Here is a 16,048-nt window from a genome sequence, read left to right on the forward strand (position 1 = left end):
AGCCTGCTCGATCGGTGCTGCCCGACGGTGCTCCGCAGCGCGGTGGTGCGCCGCAGCACGGTGGTGGCGTGTCGTCCGGTGCGCCCGCGCCCGCGGGAGTGGTCGACGTGGCGGGTGTGCGGGCGGTGCGGGAGTTGCTGGCGGGCATGATCCTGCCCGGTGCCACTGACACCGGGCCGGGTGTTCTTGTCTCCGGTGCGGTGCAGGCCGAGTGGGTGGACCTGCTTGGTGAGTTGGAGGCCGTGAAGGACACGGTCACCGCGACCCAAGCCCGGCTGGCGGTCGCGTTGGACGAGGCGACCCGGACCGAGGAGGCCCGGCAGAGCATCCGGTCCGAGCGTCGCGGACGCGGTGTCCCGAACCAGGTCGGTGCTGCGTTGCGGGTGAGCCCGCATGCGGGGGCGGGGTTTGTGAGCACGTCCCGGGTCTGGGTCACGCAGATGCCCCACACCTTCAACGCCCTGCAGGCCGGGGTGCTGTCCCCGTGGCGCGCCACGCTCCTGGTCCGCGAGACCTCCCACCTGTCCCTGGAACACCGTGCCCTGATCGACGAGGAGATCTGCGGCCCGGCACACCTGGCCGAGCTGGCGAGGATGGGCACCCGCCGCCTGGTCGCCCGCATCAAGGAACTCGCGGCGCGGCTGGACGTGCACGCCTGCGTGAACCGCAACGCGCGTGCCGTGACCGAACGGCGGCTCTCCATCCGTCCGGCACCCGACCTGATGGTCTACCTCACCGCCCTGGTCCCCATGGCGCAGGGCGTCCAGGCCTACGCCCAGCTCAAGACCCACGCCGAGACGGCCAAGGCGGGCGGGGACGAACGTGGGGTCGGGCAGATCATGGCCGACACCCTGATCGAACGCACCACTGGCCGCGACCCCGGACACGCGGGTGATGTGCCGGTCACGATCAACCTGTTGGTCTCCGACGAGACCCTCCTGGCCAACGGTGACCAGCCCGGCGTGGTCCTCGAAGGCACCCCCGCAGGGGTCGGCACGGTCCCGGCCCCGATCGCCCGGAACCTGGCGGCACACGCCATCGAGACCGACACTGCGTGGCTGCGTTCGATCTACGTCAACCCCCACGGACGGTTGGTAGCGACCACGTCGACGTCCCGGTTCCACCCCCAGGGACTAGCGAGCCTCTTGAGGGCCCGGGAGCAGGGAATCTGCGCGAGCCCCTGGTGCGACGCCCCGGTCCGGCACCTGGACCACGTCACCCCGCACGCCGAGGGCGGCCCGACCAGTCTCGACAACGGGCAGGGCCTGTGTGCCCGGTGCAACCACGCCAAGCAGGCATCGGGCTGGCGACAGAAGACCACCCAGCTCGACGGCCGGCATGCGGTAGAGACCATCACCCCGACGGGGCACACGTACGTCTCGGTCGCGCCTGCACCACCGACACCCGCCAGGACCAGCGGCACGGCACCGGCCCGGAACGTGCCACGAGTGCATGACGCGGCCTCGGTTCTCGGCAAGGCATCGGTTCTCGACGAGGCACCGGTTCTCGGCGACGCACGGGTTGGCGACACGGACCCCGGTCGTAGCTCCGCCGCGCCCGGTGACGTGTCGGTGACGGACAAGACCGACGGCGCCCAGGGCTCACTGTCTCACCGTGACCGCACCACGACCCCGGCCTGGACCCCCGCAGTCGGCATGACCGGCCCCGCACCCGGCCACACCCCACGCAGCCGCTACCAGATCGGCTGCCACACCACCGCCACCCACGGCACGATCGCCTACCGACCCAGCCCACCACCTCGGCAACCGCGCCCAGCTCACGGGCCACCTGGTCGAGCCGTCGCCCGATCGCGTCGACCTGACCTCTCCTGGACTCACCCCACCTGACGCACTGCTGACCCCGCGCCCGCCCGGGCGCCGTCGGGCCGGCTGATCTCGGCCCACACCTCGTCGAGGGACAGGCCCAGCACGCCGGCGATCGCCGCGATGGTCGAGAACGCGGGCGTGGCCACGCGGCCCGACTCGATCTTGCGCAGGGTCTCGGGCGAGACGCGGGCGTCGAGCGCGGTCTCCAGCATCGAGCGGTTCCCGCGGGCGCGACGCAGAAGGGAGCCGAGGCGCTGTCCGCGCTCGACCTCGGCGGGGGTGAGCGGCAACCTGACCATGATGCCAATACTAATACCGGGATAACATGGCCGGGATAGTTATTGGTAAGCGTGCGAAGGGCACCCCATGATCGAGATCCTCAACCCTGCCGAGCTGGTCCGCGCCAAGGAGTCGGGCGCGTTGGTCGCCGGCATCCTGCGGTCGCTGCGGGACCGCGCCACGGCCGGCACCAACCTCTTGGACATCGACCGGTGGACCCGGGAGATGATCGCCGCGGCCGGGGCACAGTCCTGCTACGTCGACTACGCGCCGTCCTTCGGCCGCGGGCCGTTCGGCCACTACATCTGCACGGCCGTGAACGACGCCGTCCTGCACGGGATGCCCTACGACTACCGGCTCGCCGACGGCGACCTGCTGACGCTCGACCTCGCCGTGTCCCTCGACGGGATCGCCGCGGACTCCGCGATCAGCTTCGTGGTGGGCGGTGCCCCGGCCGCCGACGCCGAGAGTGTCGCCCTGATCGAGGTGACCGAGCGCGCGCTGGCCGCGGGGATCGCCGCCGCCGGGCCCGGGGCGCGCATCGGCGACCTGTCCCACGCCATCGGCACCGTCCTCGGCGCGGCCGGCTACCCGATCAACACGGAGTTCGGCGGGCACGGCATCGGGTCGACCATGCACCAGGACCCGCATGTCGCGAACACCGGGCGGCCCGGCCGCGGCTACCGGCTGCGCCCGGGGCTGCTGCTGGCGCTGGAGCCGTGGGTCATGGCGGACACCGACGAGCTCGTGACCGACGGCGACGGCTGGACCCTGCGCAGCGCGACCGGCTGCCGCACCGCGCACAGCGAGCACACCATCGCCATCACGGACGACGGGGCGGAGATCCTCACCCTGCCGCGGTAGCGGCCCCGGCCGCCGCCGCCCGCCGTGGCTCCCAGTCCACGAAGGAAGTACGAGCGGAAGCCCCCGAGGCTACGCGCGGGGGCCTTCCTCGTCGCTCACCGGCGCGGCGCCGTCGTCGGGAAGAGGGGTCGGGGCGACGGGGCCTGCTCGTGCGGGGAGGGGAACGTGACCGGCAGCCGGGCCGGGAACCGCATCCACGGGCTGGTGGCCCACTCGACCTCGTCCGGGTCGCCCACGAGCGTGACCTGGAGGCGCTGCAGCAGCTCGGCGACCGCGATCCGCGAGACCACGCGCCCGAGCCGCGGCGCGGGGCAGCGGTGCACCCCCGCGCCGAAGGACAGGTAGGCGCGGTTGCCGACGGTGTCCCACGGGTCGTCGGACTGCACCAGCGGGTCGTGGTTGGCCGCGTGCACGGCGACCACCACGGTGTCGCCCCGCTGGATCAGCTTGTCGTCGATCACCACGTCGCGCACCGCGAACCGCGGCATCAGGTTGGGGTTGGTCGTGGACCGCCACAGCACCTCGTCGAGCGCGTCGTCGATGTGCAGGCGGCCGCCCGAGATCCGGTGCGAGAACCGCGGGTCGCTCAACACCAGCACGAGCGTCTGGGCGATCCACGCCATGAGCGCCTCGGTCGCCGCGGCGGTGATGGCCGTCAGCGTCTGGGCCCGTTCGAGGTCGTTCTCGAAGTTGTCGTGCACCGACAGCACGCCGGCGATGTCGCGCGTGCCGCGCTCGCGGCTGTAGACGATGTGCCCGGTGACGATCTCGCGCAGCTCGTCGGTCAGCGCGCGGGCGTCCGCGCCCGCCTCGAAGATCGCCCGGGTGATCTCCTGCAGGCGCTGGGCCTGCGTGGGCTCCAGCCCGTCGAGCTCGGACAGCACCAGGAAGGGGACCACCGCGGCGTACTCGGCCACGAGGTCGGCGCGGCCGCGGTCCTGGAACCGGTCGATGAGCATGCCGCACAGCCGGCGGGTGATCGCGCCGGCCCGGGTCTCGTCGATCTGCTCCAGGGCGTCGTCGACCGGGGGCCGCAGGCGGGCGTGCTTGGGGCCGTCGGCGTCGGCCAGCGTGGGTTTCGGGGTCTTCGCCAGCACGAGGTGCAGCGTCGAGGCCGGGCCGAGCAGGTCCTTGCCGTGCCCGTTCCAGATCGAGGGGTCCTTGATGAACGTGCGGTCGTCCCGCAGCACGCCCACGGCCGCGGAGTGCCCCAGCACCAGCCAGGCCGGCACCCCGGGCTCGAGGTCGACCGGCGCGACCGAGCCCCACCGTTCCCGCAGCCGCTCGTACACCGCGTTCGCGTCGGCCGCCGCCGTCGTCTCCACGAGCAGCGTCCGGTCGGTCACGTCGTCCAGGCGCACCGTTGAACCCGACGGCGGTGATGCGGTCACGTTTCCCCTCTCGTCGGCGGCCGGCCCCGGGTCGTTCGTGACACCGGGCACAAGCCCTCGCTCGGGATGCTAACGGCGAGCGGTCGGAGATTGCCAGTGGCAATGCCGCAGGTCACGATCCGGCAAGGGGCGCGACGGCGCTTGTCGGCGCCCGGCCGCATCGGCAGGATGTGCGCTATGCCCCAGGCCACACCTCTGCTCCGTATCCTCAACGTGCTGCTCGCCCCCGGCCTGCGCACCCGCAAGGACCCCGACGCCGTCTTCGAGAGCCTGCTCCAGGACGCCCAGCGCGGGCGGGTCGCGCTCGGCGCCGACGAGCTCGCGGCCCTCGACAGCCTGCGCCTGCTGCTGGCGGACCACGCCGCCAACCCCGACCTGAGCGCCATGGGCTGGTCCAGCACGCAGGACCAGATCCGGGCCCGGCTGACCAACCGCGCGATCGTGCGCGACATCCAGGCGAGCCGGCCCGAGGTGCGGGACGAGCCGGTGACGGCGCCGGTGTTCGTCGTCGGCCTGCCGCGCACCGGGACCACGCTCACGTACAACCTGATCGCCCGGCACCCCGGCCACCGCGGCCCCAAGCTGTGGGAGATGGACAACCTGGGCCTGCCGCGCCCCGAGGCGGAGCGCGAGAAGCTGGTCGCGCAGGCCCGCAAGCGGTACGCGACCGTGGCCAAGCTCAGCCCCACGTGGGGTCACCTGCACCCGCTGATCGCCGACAGCGAGGAGGAGGACTTCATGCTGCGCGCCCACACCGAGATGTTCGCCACCTGGGGTCCGGCGCCGCGCTACCTGGACTGGGTCGGCGGGGCCGACCTCACCGAGGACTACCGCTTCCTGCGCGACGCGCTGCAGATCATGGCCGCCGGCGAGCCGCCGGAGCGCTGGGTGCTCAAGCACCCCATGGACCTGTGGCGGATGCCGGAGATCCTGCGGGCCTTCTCCGGGGCGCGCTTCGTCTGGACCCACCGGGCGCCGGGCGCCGCCGTCGCCTCCGGCTGCTCCATGGCCGAGGCGACGGAGACGATGTACATCAAGCCCGGCCGCATCGACCTGGAGCGGATCGGCCAGGACTGGCTGAAGATCTCCGCAGGCGGGGTGGAGCGCGCGGTCGGGCTGCGCGAGCAGCTGCCCGACGACGCGGTGATCGACGTGGTCTACGACGACCTGATGAAGGACCCCGAGACGGTGGTGCACGGGCTCTTCGAGACCCTGGGCCTGGACTGGGGCGCGACGGACGACGCCAACCTCGCCGCGGCCCTCGACCGGAGCGGTCACCGCCCGCACGCGTACACGCTGGAGCGGTACGGCCTGGACGAGGGCAAGGTGGCCGACGCGTTCTCGGCCTACAAGATCCCGGCCTCCGTGCTCGGCTGACCGGAGGTCAGGAAGGCGGCCACGCCCATGTCGGAGCTCACGGCCCGGGCGGCGTCGTCCGCTGCCCGGCCGGCGGCCTCGACGGCCTGACGCTGGGCCTCCGGCGCGACGACCGTGCGCCACGGCCGGGTGCCGGCGGGCAGCTCGACGAGCTCGACGAGCGCGTCGGCGACCGCCCGCGGGTCCTCGTCCGCCTCGGCCTGGCGTCCGGTCAGCTCCGCGACGAAGCGGCCCATGCCGTCGCCGTAGACCATCATCCGGTCCGCGTCCGTGGGCGGGGCGGCGTTCGTCCCGATGCTGGTCGGGTAGGGGGCGGGCTCGACCGTGACGGACTCGACGCCGAAGGGCGCCAGCTCGTGGCGCCACGCCTCCGTGAGGCTGCCGAGCGCGGCCTTGCTCGCGGCGTACAGGCCGCTGTACGGCAGGGTCACCCGGCTCGAGACCGAGCCGATCTGGACCAGCACGCCGTGACCCTGCTCCCGGAGGTGCGGAAGGGCGGCCCGGTTCACCCGGAGCGCGCCGAGCACGTTGACGTCGAGCTGCCGCTGCGCCTCGTCGGCCGAGAACGCCTCGACGGGTCCGGGGAAGATCGCGCCGGCGTTGTTGACGACCACGTCGAGCCGTCCCGCCGTCCGCAGGACGTCGGCGACGGCGCGGTCGGCGGACGCCTGGTCCGTCACGTCGAGCTCGACGACCCGGAGGTCCAGTCCCTCTGTGGCCGCGAACGCCGTCAGCTCGGCGGCGGCCCGCTCGTTCCGGCCGCTCACGCCGCGCAGTGCGGCGAACACCTGGTGACCGCGCCGGGCCAGGGACTCCACGGTCAGGCGGCCGAACCCGGAGCTCGCTCCGGTCACCAGCACCACGCGCGGCTCGGTGGTCACACTCATCAGCATCTCCATCGCGGGTATCTCCATCGCTCAAGTGGGGTGGCACCCCGGTTGTTCGACCAACATATGGAGGGGCACCCCGTTTGTCAACGAGCGGCCCGGCTACGATGTGGAGGGACACCCCGGTCGATCACTGGTTGGAGCTCGTGTGGCAGACACCGCGGCCGCCTCGGCGGCGCCGGCACGACCGCTCCGGGCGGACGCCCGGCGCAACTACGACCGCATCCTGGCGGCCGCGGAGGCCGAGGTCGCGCGGTCCGGGGCGAGCGCGTCGCTCGAGGAGATCGCCCGGCAGGCAGGCGTCGGCTCGGCCACCCTGCACCGCCACTTCCCGACCCGGCAGGCGCTGCTCGAGGAGGTCTTCCACGACCGCGTCGAGGCCCTGTGCGCCCAGGCCCGCGAGCTCGCGACGAGCGACGATCCCGGTGAGGCGCTCGTGACGTGGCTGCGGGCGGTAGCCGTCTACGGCGCGACCACCCGCGGGCTGGCGGCATCGCTGAGGATGGGGCCGGCCCACCCGCCGTCGGGCACGGGCTGCGGGGCGATGCTGCTCGACGCCGGCGGCGAGCTGCTACGACGTGCCCAGGACGCCGGTGCGGTGCGGCGCGAGACGTCCATGATCGACCTGCTGACCCTCGTCAACGCGGTCTCGCTGGTCACCGAGGGGGACGCCGACGCGGCCGACGAGGCCGTGCGGCTCGTCTCCCTCGCGATCGACGGCGTGCGGCCGCTGCCCGTGCCCGGTGGGCCGGCCTGACCGGTGCCGGCGATTCCGGCGGCGCCACCGGCGCCGCCGGGATGGTCAGCGGGCGGCCGGTCCCGGCGGGAACTCGGGGCGCTCGAACGCGTCGCGGATCCGCAGCCGGATGGTCGAGTCCAGGGCCTGGAGCTTCTTCGAGGCGCCCCGCTCGGTCACGTCCGAGATGTCCGTGACCACGTAGCCGATGTCGCCGCGCGTGGCGAGCATCTGGCCCTCGATGTTGGCGCCGTGGTCGGCGAAGATCTGGTTCACGGTGGCCAGCACGCCCGGCACGTTGCGGTGCAGCAGCTTGATGCGCCCCACGCCCGTGTGCTCCAGCTGGAGGTTGGGGAGGTTGACGCTGAGCATCGTCGACCCGGTCGTCACGTAGTCGCTCAGCTTCTTGGCCACGAACTGGCCGATCGCCTCCTGCGCCTCCTCGGTGGAGCCGCCCACGTGCGGCGTGAGGATCACGTTCGGCAGGCCGCGCAGCACCGACTCGAAGGTGTCGCCGCGCTTCTTGGGCTCCTCCGGGAAGACGTCGACCGCGGCGCCCGACAGGTGCCCCGACGTGATGTGCTCGGCCAGCGAGTCGACGTCGACCACGAAGCCGCGGCACAGGTTGAGGAAGATCGCGCCCGGCTTCATGCGGGCGAACTGCTTCTCGCCGAAGAGGCCGGCGTTGCCGGAGCGGCCGTCCACGTGCAGCGTGACGATGTCGGCCGTCTCCAGCAGCTCGTCCAGGGTCTCCAGGCGGCGCGCGTTGCCCAGCGCCAGCTTCTCCGCGGTGTCGTAGAAGACGACGGACATGCCCAGGTTCTCGGCGAGCACGGAGAGCTGCGAACCGATGTTGCCGTAGCCGATGATGCCGAGGGTGCGGCCGCGCACCTCGTGCGAGCCGTCCGCCGACTTGTCCCACACGCCCGCGTGCAGGGCACGGTCACGCTCCGTCATGCGGCGGGTCAGGGAGATGATCTCCGCGATCGCCAGCTCCACCACGGAGCGGGTGTTGGAGAACGGCGCGTTGAACACCGCGACGCCGCGGTGCGCGGCCGCCGTCAGGTTGATCTGGTTGGTGCCGATGCTGAAGGCGCCGACGCCGACCAGGCTGTCGCTCTCGGCCAGCACGCGCGCCGTCACCTCGGTCTTGGACCGGATGCCCAGGAGCTGGACGCCGTCGAGCGCCGCGATGAGCTCGTCCTCGTCGAGCGCTCCCTTGCGGTAGTCGACCTCGTACCCGGCCGACTCGAGGATCGGGACGGAGGTGGGGTGGACGTTCTCGAGGAGAAGGGCTCGCTGCACGCACCCATGGTGCGCCAGGGGGAGCGGTAGCGACAAACGGATCGGGCCCACGTCCCGCCTGCTGGGACGGCAGGTGGGACGCGGGGCCGACGACGGGCCGCCCGTGGCGGGCGCGGGTCAGAACCCTTCGGGCAGGTCGCGCGCGTGCACCACGACGAGGCGCTGCGTGGGGCGGGTCATCGCCACGTACAGGTCGCTGGTCCCGCCCTCGCCCTCGGCGATCGCGGCCGGCTCCACCAGGACCACGGCGTCGAACTCCAGGCCCTTGGTCTCGCGCGGCGCCAGGACGGTCACCTGCGCGTCCTCGGGCCGCTGGGCGGACAGGCGGGCGGCCTCCTCGGCGCCGACGGCCGAGGCGAGCGCCCCGGCCACGACGTCGGCCAGGCGCGCGACGGCGCCCGCGGGCGCGACGACGGCCACCCGGCCGGCGTCGGGCCCCACCAGCTCCTTGACGAGGCCGAGCGCCTGGGCGACCACGACGCCGTGGTCCGGCAGGCCGTCCGGGCCCGCCGGCGTGGGGACGACGTCGAGGGAGCCCTCGACGTCGCGCGCGGCCCGCAGCTCCGAGACGGGCAGCCGCGCGGCCCGCGCGACCCGTTGGGCGGTGTCGGCCACGGTGGACGGCGTGCGGTAGGAGACCGTGAGCTCGGACAGCCGCCAGCCGTCACGCAGCAGCGGGGTGAGCATGCGGTCCCAGCTGCGCGCGCCCGCCGCCGACGAGGTCTGGGCGACGTCGCCGACGATGGTCATCGACCGCGTCGGCACACGGCGCACCAGCGCCCGCCAGGCCATGGGAGAGAGCTCCTGCGCCTCGTCGACCACCACGTGGCCGTAGGTCCAGGAGCGGTCGCCGGCGGCGCGCTCCGCCGTCGTCAGGGACGGACCGCTCGCGGCGAACCGGGAGGCGAGCGTCTCGGCGTCGACCAGGCCGCCGCCCGCGCCGGTCGCGGACAGCACGCTGCGCGCGTACTCGACCTCGCGCGCCTGCTCGGCCTCGAGGAGGCGGGCCTCGGCCCGCGCCACGGAGTCGTCCTCGCCCAGCAGCTCGTACGCCTCGTCGAGGATCGGCACGTCCGACTCCGTCCACGGTGCGCCCGGCTCCCGGACCAGCAGGCGCCGCTCGCGCTCGGACAGCTCCGGCGCGGCCTCGGCCAGCCGGTGCGGCTTGGCGTACAGGTCCGCGACCAGCTTCTCCGGCGTGATCGGCAGCCAGGCGAGGTTCAGCGCCACGCGGACGTCGCGGTCGGAGCGCAGGTCCTCGGTCACCGCAGCGCGGTCCTCCGAGGACAGCGGGGCGCCGTCGAAGTCGCGGTACTGGTCGGCCAGCCGGCCGAGCATGTCGCGCACGAACGACGCGCGGGCCAGGTTGTGCGGCTTGTGCGTGCGGCGGGCGCGCGCGATCGCGTCGGCGACGTCGCGCGGGCGGATCACGAAGTCGTGCCCCTCGACCCGCACCTCGACGTCGTGCCGCGGCACGCGCTCGCGCGCCCGCACGGCCCGGCGGATCACCTTGCGCCACAGCAGCAGGCCCTTGAGCCGCGCCACCTGCCCCTCGTCCACGGCGGTCGCCCGGATCCCCGGGATGAGGTCGCCGATCGTGGTGGACACCACGCCGGTCTCGCCGAGCGAGGGGAGCACCTGGTCGATGTACCGCAGGAACGCGCTCGACGGGCCGACCACCAGCACGCCGGAGCGCTCCAGCAGGCGCCGGTGCGCGTACAGGAGGTACGCCGCGCGGTGCAGCGCCACCGCGGTCTTGCCGGTGCCGGGACCGCCCTGGACCACCAGCGCCCCGGTGAGGTCGGAGCGGATGATCCGGTCCTGCTCGGCCTGGATGGTCGCGACGATGTCCGTCATCCGGCCGGTGCGGCCCTGGGCCATCGCCGCCAGCAGCGCGCCCTCGCCGGACAGTGCGTCCGCGTCGATGTCGCCCTCGAGGTCCAGGACCTCGTCCTCCAGGCCCGTCACCGAACGGCCCTTGGTCACCAGGTGCCGCCGGCGCCGGACGTCGCCCGGGTGCAGCGCCGTGGCCCGGTAGAAGGCCTCGGCCGCCGGGGCGCGCCAGTCGGTCAGCATGGACCTGTGCTCGGCGTCGGTCAGCCCGATGCGCCCCACGTACCGGGTCACCGTCCCGTCCCCGGACCCTTCGGCGAGGTCGAGCCGGCCGAAGACCAGCCGGTCCTCGACGGCGTCGAGCTGCGCCGCGCGGTCCTCGTACAGCGTGGCGAACGCGTCCCGCTCGGAACGGTTCTGGTGCGTGCCCGAGGCACCCGCCAGGCGCACGTCCCGCAGGCGGTTCGCGGTGGTGCCGCGCAGGGTGTCCAAGCGGACGTACATCGTGTCGACGACTGCTTGCTCGTGGGCGAGCTCGCCCGCGATTCCCGTCACGCCCTACCTCCGTGTGCCACCAGCGAGAAAACTCCGGTCGTTATCAACCGGCCGACCATTATTGCCCACCCGTCGGCCTGTCCGCTGACACGGCGTCATCTCGCTGGATAGGATCGCCGCCATGGCACTGGGCGGGGCGGGATCTGCGAGGCCCGGAGGCGGGTCCGGACCCGAGGCGCGCCCGGCCCGGCTCGACGGCCCCATCTCGGTGCTCCTGGTCGAGGACGACGACGCCGACGCGTTCCTCGTGAGCGAGCTGCTGGCCGACGCGGACGTCGAGGCGGACCTCCGCGCCGACCTCCACCGTGCCCGCTCCGTGGACGAGGCGCTCGGCATCCTGTCCATGGTCTCGGTGGACTGCCTGCTGCTCGACCTGGGCCTGCCCGACGCCGAAGGGCTGGGCGCCCTGCGCCGCGTCATGGAGGGCATCGAGGTGCTGCCCGTGCAGCCCGCCGTCGTGGTGCTGACCGGCAACACGTCGAACGAGCTGGGTTCCGCCGCCGTCGCCAACGGCGCCGACGACTACCTGGTCAAGGGTGACGTGGACGGCGACGGGCTCGCCCGCTGCCTGCGCTACGCGACGCTGCGCCGCCGCTCCGCCGCCCAGCAGATCGCGCTCTTCCGCAGCGAGGTGCGCGCGGCCGAGACCACGCGGCTGGAGCGCGCGCTGCTGCCCAAGGAGCTCGTCACCGACGAGCGGGTCTCGGTCATGGTCGGCTACCTGCCGGGCGGCAACGGCCTGCTCGGCGGCGACTTCTTCGACACCGTCGAGCGACCGGACGGCACCCTGGTCACGGTCATCGGCGACGTCGCCGGGCACGGCCCCGACGAGGCCGCCCTCGGCGCCGCCATGCGCACGGCGTGGCGCACCCTCGTGCTGGCCGGTACGCCCGCGGACGACGTGCTGCCCCTGCTGGAGCGCGTGCTCCTGGCCGAGCGCGGCCGCCCCGAGGTGTTCGTCACCATCTGCCAGGCCGTGATCTCGGCGGACCGTTCGCACATGGACGTCTACCTCGCCGGGCACCTCCCGCCGCTGCTCGTGGTGCCGCAGACCCCGGCCGGCGAGGCCGCCGCCACCCACCGGTGCGAGGAGCTGCCCTCGTCGGACCGCGGCCGCGCGCTCGGCATCCCCGTCGAGGGCACCTGGACCGCGCACCGCGTGCGCCTGCCGGAGGTGTGGACCGCGGTGCTCTACACCGACGGGCTCGTGGAGGCGGCGGTCGGCGCCGACCCCGGGGGCACGCCCGTGCTGCCACCCAGCGCCCACGGCCGGATGCCGCGCCTCGGCGCGCACGGCCTGCGCAGCGTCGTCGAGCACGAGATGGACCAGGGCACGGACGAGGTGGTGACCCGGGTGCTGCGCCGGGTGCGCGCGCTGCACGGCGGCCCCCTGGTCGACGACGCCGCGCTCCTCTTCGTCGGCTGGGCCGGCGCCGGAGCCACGGAGCCCGGTGAACGCACCTCGACCCTGGCCGACTCGGTGGAGTGGTCGCGGGCATGACTCTGGTGCCGGACGAGCACCGGTTCACCGGTGTGTCGATGCGTCGCCGCCTCGCGCGGCTGCTCGGCGCGGTCGCGGCCATGCTCGTGCTGGCGCTCGCCGTCGCGGTGCTCGCCCTGGTCCAGTCCCGCGGCCTGGACGCCCGGGCCGACGGCCCGTACTACCGCGCCCTGGTGGACGGCGAGCGGGCGTCCCTGGCGCTCGCCGACGCCGACTCGTCGCTGCGTGCCTACCGCGCCACGTGCGACGAGGCCGCCCTGGAGCCCTGGACGCGCGCCGTCGGGTCGAGCGGCCGCATCATGCTCCTGGCCGACGTCGAGCGGCGCGCCCTGCAGTCGGACGCCGAGGTGGCGCTGGCCTACGAGGAGGCGGTGCGGCGAACCGACGCCTGGTTCGACGAGTACGCCGAACCCGTGGTGGCGGCCGTCGAGGCGGCGCCGGCGGGCCAGGTGGCCTGCCGCATGGAGCTGCTCAGCACGGCCCCGCCGACCGCCGAGGGTGACGCCCTGTACGCGGCCGCCAACACCGCCGTCGTCCACTACCTGGCCGAGCTGGGGGCGCAGCGCGACGCGATCGTGGCCACCCGGACGGTCTGGGAGCGGCTGCTGCTGGGGGCGGTGGCGACGCTCGTGCTCGTGGTCGTGCTGATGGGCACGATGATGTGGCTCGCCCTGGAGTCCTGGGTGATCCGGCCGCTGACCGAGCTGACGGCCGCCGTCCGGGTGGTGAGCAGCGGCGTGCTCGGGCGCGAGATCCGGCCCGCCGGCACGGGCGAGGTGGCCCTGCTCGCCATGCACGTGGAGACGATGCGCCGCGAGCTGGTGCACCAGGTGGAGGAGATCCGCCTGTCGCACCAGGAGGTGGAGAACGCGCACACCCTGCTGAGCGAGCAGGCGCGCGAGCTGGAGCGCTCCAACCGCGACCTGGAGCAGTTCGCCTACGTGGCCTCGCACGACCTCCAGGAGCCGCTGCGCAAGGTCGCGAGCTTCACGCAGCTCCTGCAGAAGCGGTACGGCGAGTCGCTCGACGAGCGCGCCGACCAGTACATCGAGTTCGCCGTGGACGGCGCGAAGCGCATGCAGCGGCTCATCCAGGACCTGCTGAGCTTCTCGCGCGTGGGCCGCACGGGCGTGCCGCGCGAGGACGTGGAGCTGGAGGGCGTGCTCACCGCGGCGCTGTCCGAGCTGTCGGAGCGGATCGCGGAGTCGGGGGCCGAGATCGTCCACGACCCGATGCCCGTGGTGCACGGCGAGCGCGCCCTGCTGCAGCAGATCTTCGTGAACCTGATCGGCAACTCGCTCAAGTTCCGCGACCCTGAGCGGACGCCGAACGTGCGGATCGAGGTGCGCAGCATGCGGGCGCACTGGGAGATCTCGGTGGTGGACAACGGCATCGGCATCGACGCCCAGTACGCGGAGCGGGTGTTCGTCATCTTCCAGCGCCTGCACTCGCGCGAGCAGTACGCGGGCACCGGCATCGGCCTCTCGCTGGTGAAACGGATCGTGGAGTACCACAAGGGCCGCATCTGGATCGAGCCGGCGGACGGCGGCGGCACCATCGTGCGGTTCACCCTGGCCCGGCGGCAGGGGCAACCCGCGACGGGGCGCCTTTCGACCGAACGGGCCCAGTCGACTACGCTTCAATGAAGCGGCCTGACCAGGGCCGACGGCGGGGCGCGACGAAGGGGCCCGCCGATGAGGACTCCATGGGACAGGTACGGGCCGGGTGGTCAACGTGAGCGGTCAGAAGGTGATGGAGATCCTCCTCGTGGAGGACGATCCGGGCGACGTCCTGATGACGCGCGAGGCGTTCGAGGATCACCGCGTCGCCAACAACGTCTCCGTGGTCGGCGACGGCGTGAGCGCGCTGGAGTTCCTGCGCAAGCAGGGGCAGTACGCCAAGGTGCCGACCCCTGACCTGGTGCTGCTCGACCTCAACCTGCCGAAGATGGACGGCCTCGAGGTGCTCGCCGTCGCCAAGGGCGACCCGATGCTGCGGCACATCCCCGTGGTGGTGCTGACCACGTCGGACGCCCAGGAGGACGTGGTGGGCTCCTACTCGCTGCACGCCAACGCGTACGTGACCAAGCCGGTGGACTTCGACCGGTTCATCGACGTGGTGCGCCAGATCGACGACTTCTTCGTGTCCGTGGTGCGGCTGCCCGGCAGGTGAGCCGGGAACTGCTCGCGACGCTGTGGGCGTAACGGGAAGACACCCGGCCGTCCCGACGTTGGACCAGAGCAGACACCCTTTCGGATCGGGTGATCGGCAGTACTCCGACGAGCGAGGGAGCGCACGTGCTAGACCCCCAGGGCATCTACGACGTCGACGAGGCAGCGGTGGAGCGCACGCTGGGTCGCAGCGTGCCCGGCAGCTCCGACGGGCCCGTACTGCTCCATGCCGTCCGCGGGTTCGTGGACGCCGGCAGCGCGGGCGACCTCGCCGTCGAGCACCTGATCGACGAGTTCCGCGTGGAGCGTCTGGTGACGTTCGACGTCGACCAGCTGCTCGACTACCGCTCCAAGCGGGCGACGATGACCTTCGACTCCGACCGGTGGGCCGACTACCAGGCCCCCTACCTCGCGGTCGACCACCTGACCGACGCCGAGGGCACGGGCTTCCTGCTGCTGCACGGCGCCGAGCCGGACCTGCAGTGGGAACGCGTGGTGGCCGGGCTGATCCAGCTCGTCGAGCGCTTCGGCGTGAGCCTCGTGGTCGGCATCCAGGGCATCCCGATGGGACTGCCCCACACCCGCCCGCTGTCGCTGACGGCGCACGCCACCCGGCCCGGCCTGGTCGACGACTACACGTCGTGGTTCGGCAGCGTGAAGGTGCCGGGCTCGCTGTCCGCGCTCCTCGAGTACCGGCTCGGCGAGGCGGGGCACGACGCGCTCGGCTTCACCGTCCACGTGCCGCACTACCTGGCGCAGTCGCAGTACCCGCCGGCCACGGTGGTCGCGCTGCACCACACGGAGCGGGCGACCGGGCTCGACCTGGCGGTCCCCGCCCTCGAGGAGGCCGCGACCGACGCCAAGATCGAGGTGGAGAAGCAGGTCGCGGAGTCGACCGAGATCGCCGCCGTCGTCAAGGCGCTGGAGGAGCAGTACGACGCCTTCGCGCGGTCGATCGGCCGGCCGAGCCTGCTCGCGGAGACCACGCCGATCCCGAGCGCGGAGGAGCTGGGCGCGGAGTTCGAGCGGTTCCTCGCACAGCAGAACGGCGACTGAGCCGCAGGCTCAGTCGCAAGAAGGCAGAGTCTGAGCCGGCCTCGCAGCGCAGGGTGTGGGCCGAGGAACGAGGCACGCACCCGGTGACTCCGCGGCCCGGTGTGTCATAGCTGCGGCAGAAATGTGCGTGTTCCGTGGCACATTTGAGTGGTCCATGCCACACTGGCGCACGTTGCAGTGACGTACCAAGGCCACGTCCGCCGTGTCGTGAGCAAGTCGGGAAAGCATTGCGGCACGGGGGCGGGCAACGGGCTCGCCGTCGGATCC

Annotated in this window: 13 protein-coding genes; 8 read left to right on the plus strand and 5 right to left on the minus strand. The window is 73.0% G+C overall.

Annotated features, from left to right (window positions below):
- Positions 1–146: 146 nt before the first annotated feature.
- Positions 147–1,847, plus strand: coding sequence for an HNH endonuclease (locus QRN56_RS04240; RefSeq protein WP_285101663.1), 1,701 nt, complete (start codon positions 147–149; stop codon positions 1,845–1,847).
- Here QRN56_RS04240 and QRN56_RS04245 read toward each other — a convergent pair.
- Positions 1,835–2,125 carry a helix-turn-helix domain-containing protein gene (locus tag QRN56_RS04245; protein WP_285101440.1) on the minus strand — a complete coding sequence of 97 codons (291 nt, stop codon included), beginning with the start codon at positions 2,123–2,125 and terminating at the stop codon, positions 1,835–1,837. The two genes, QRN56_RS04240 and QRN56_RS04245, sit on opposite strands and share 13 nt — an antisense overlap.
- A 67-nt stretch (positions 2,126–2,192) precedes the next feature.
- On the opposite strand from QRN56_RS04245, the gene map reads away from it, so the two are divergent.
- The gene (map, locus tag QRN56_RS04250; RefSeq protein WP_285101442.1) at positions 2,193–2,969 is read left to right on the plus strand and encodes a type I methionyl aminopeptidase; all 777 of its coding nucleotides are present in this window, start codon (positions 2,193–2,195) and stop codon (positions 2,967–2,969) included.
- Between the two features lie 95 nt (positions 2,970–3,064).
- On the opposite strand, the gene QRN56_RS04255 is transcribed toward map, so the two are convergent.
- Complete coding sequence (locus tag QRN56_RS04255; RefSeq protein ID WP_285101443.1) at positions 3,065–4,360, minus strand: cytochrome P450; 1,296 nt, start codon at positions 4,358–4,360, stop codon at positions 3,065–3,067.
- 177 nt (positions 4,361–4,537) lie between these two features.
- Between QRN56_RS04255 and QRN56_RS04260 the strand changes: the two genes are divergently transcribed.
- Positions 4,538–5,737 (plus strand): sulfotransferase family protein, encoded by a 1,200-nt coding sequence (locus tag QRN56_RS04260; RefSeq protein ID WP_285101445.1) that lies wholly within the window; start codon positions 4,538–4,540, stop codon positions 5,735–5,737.
- Here QRN56_RS04260 and QRN56_RS04265 read toward each other — a convergent pair.
- On the minus strand, positions 5,707–6,624 hold the full coding sequence (locus QRN56_RS04265) for an SDR family oxidoreductase (protein WP_285101447.1): 918 nt from the start codon (positions 6,622–6,624) through the stop codon (positions 5,707–5,709). The two genes, QRN56_RS04260 and QRN56_RS04265, sit on opposite strands and share 31 nt — an antisense overlap.
- A gap of 148 nt (positions 6,625–6,772) precedes the next feature.
- Here QRN56_RS04265 and QRN56_RS04270 point away from each other — a divergent pair, with 148 nt between their 5' ends.
- On the plus strand, positions 6,773–7,381 hold the full coding sequence (locus QRN56_RS04270) for a TetR/AcrR family transcriptional regulator (protein WP_285101449.1): 609 nt from the start codon (positions 6,773–6,775) through the stop codon (positions 7,379–7,381).
- A 45-nt stretch (positions 7,382–7,426) separates the two neighbouring features.
- Here QRN56_RS04270 and serA read toward each other — a convergent pair whose 3' ends face one another.
- Positions 7,427–8,665, minus strand: coding sequence for a phosphoglycerate dehydrogenase (serA, locus tag QRN56_RS04275; RefSeq protein WP_285101451.1), 1,239 nt, complete (start codon positions 8,663–8,665; stop codon positions 7,427–7,429).
- Positions 8,666–8,782: 117 nt separating this feature from the next.
- On the minus strand, positions 8,783–11,053 hold the full coding sequence (locus QRN56_RS04280; RefSeq protein WP_285101453.1) for a HelD family protein: 2,271 nt from the start codon (positions 11,051–11,053) through the stop codon (positions 8,783–8,785).
- 121 nt (positions 11,054–11,174) lie between these two features.
- On the opposite strand from QRN56_RS04280, the gene QRN56_RS04285 reads away from it, so the two are divergent.
- The 4 genes from QRN56_RS04285 to QRN56_RS04300 all read left to right on the plus strand — a co-directional run bounded on the left by QRN56_RS04285 (position 11,175) and on the right by QRN56_RS04300 (position 15,781).
- Entirely contained in the window at positions 11,175–12,554 is a 1,380-nt protein-coding gene (locus QRN56_RS04285; protein ID WP_285101455.1) for a PP2C family protein-serine/threonine phosphatase, read from the plus strand.
- Complete coding sequence (locus QRN56_RS04290) at positions 12,551–14,200, plus strand: sensor histidine kinase (RefSeq protein WP_285101456.1); 1,650 nt, start codon at positions 12,551–12,553, stop codon at positions 14,198–14,200. The genes QRN56_RS04285 and QRN56_RS04290 overlap by 4 nt, the downstream gene beginning before the upstream one ends.
- 106 nt (positions 14,201–14,306) lie before the next feature.
- Positions 14,307–14,726 (plus strand): response regulator, encoded by a 420-nt coding sequence (locus tag QRN56_RS04295; RefSeq protein ID WP_285101664.1) that lies wholly within the window; start codon positions 14,307–14,309, stop codon positions 14,724–14,726.
- A 125-nt stretch (positions 14,727–14,851) separates the two neighbouring features.
- A complete protein-coding gene (locus QRN56_RS04300; RefSeq protein ID WP_285101457.1) occupies positions 14,852–15,781 on the plus strand; it encodes a proteasome assembly chaperone family protein in 930 nt (309 codons plus the stop codon).
- The last annotated feature ends 267 nt before the right edge of the window (positions 15,782–16,048 follow it).

The organism is Promicromonospora sp. MEB111 (assembly GCF_030209445.1).
Lineage (GTDB): Bacteria > Actinomycetota > Actinomycetes > Actinomycetales > Cellulomonadaceae > Promicromonospora.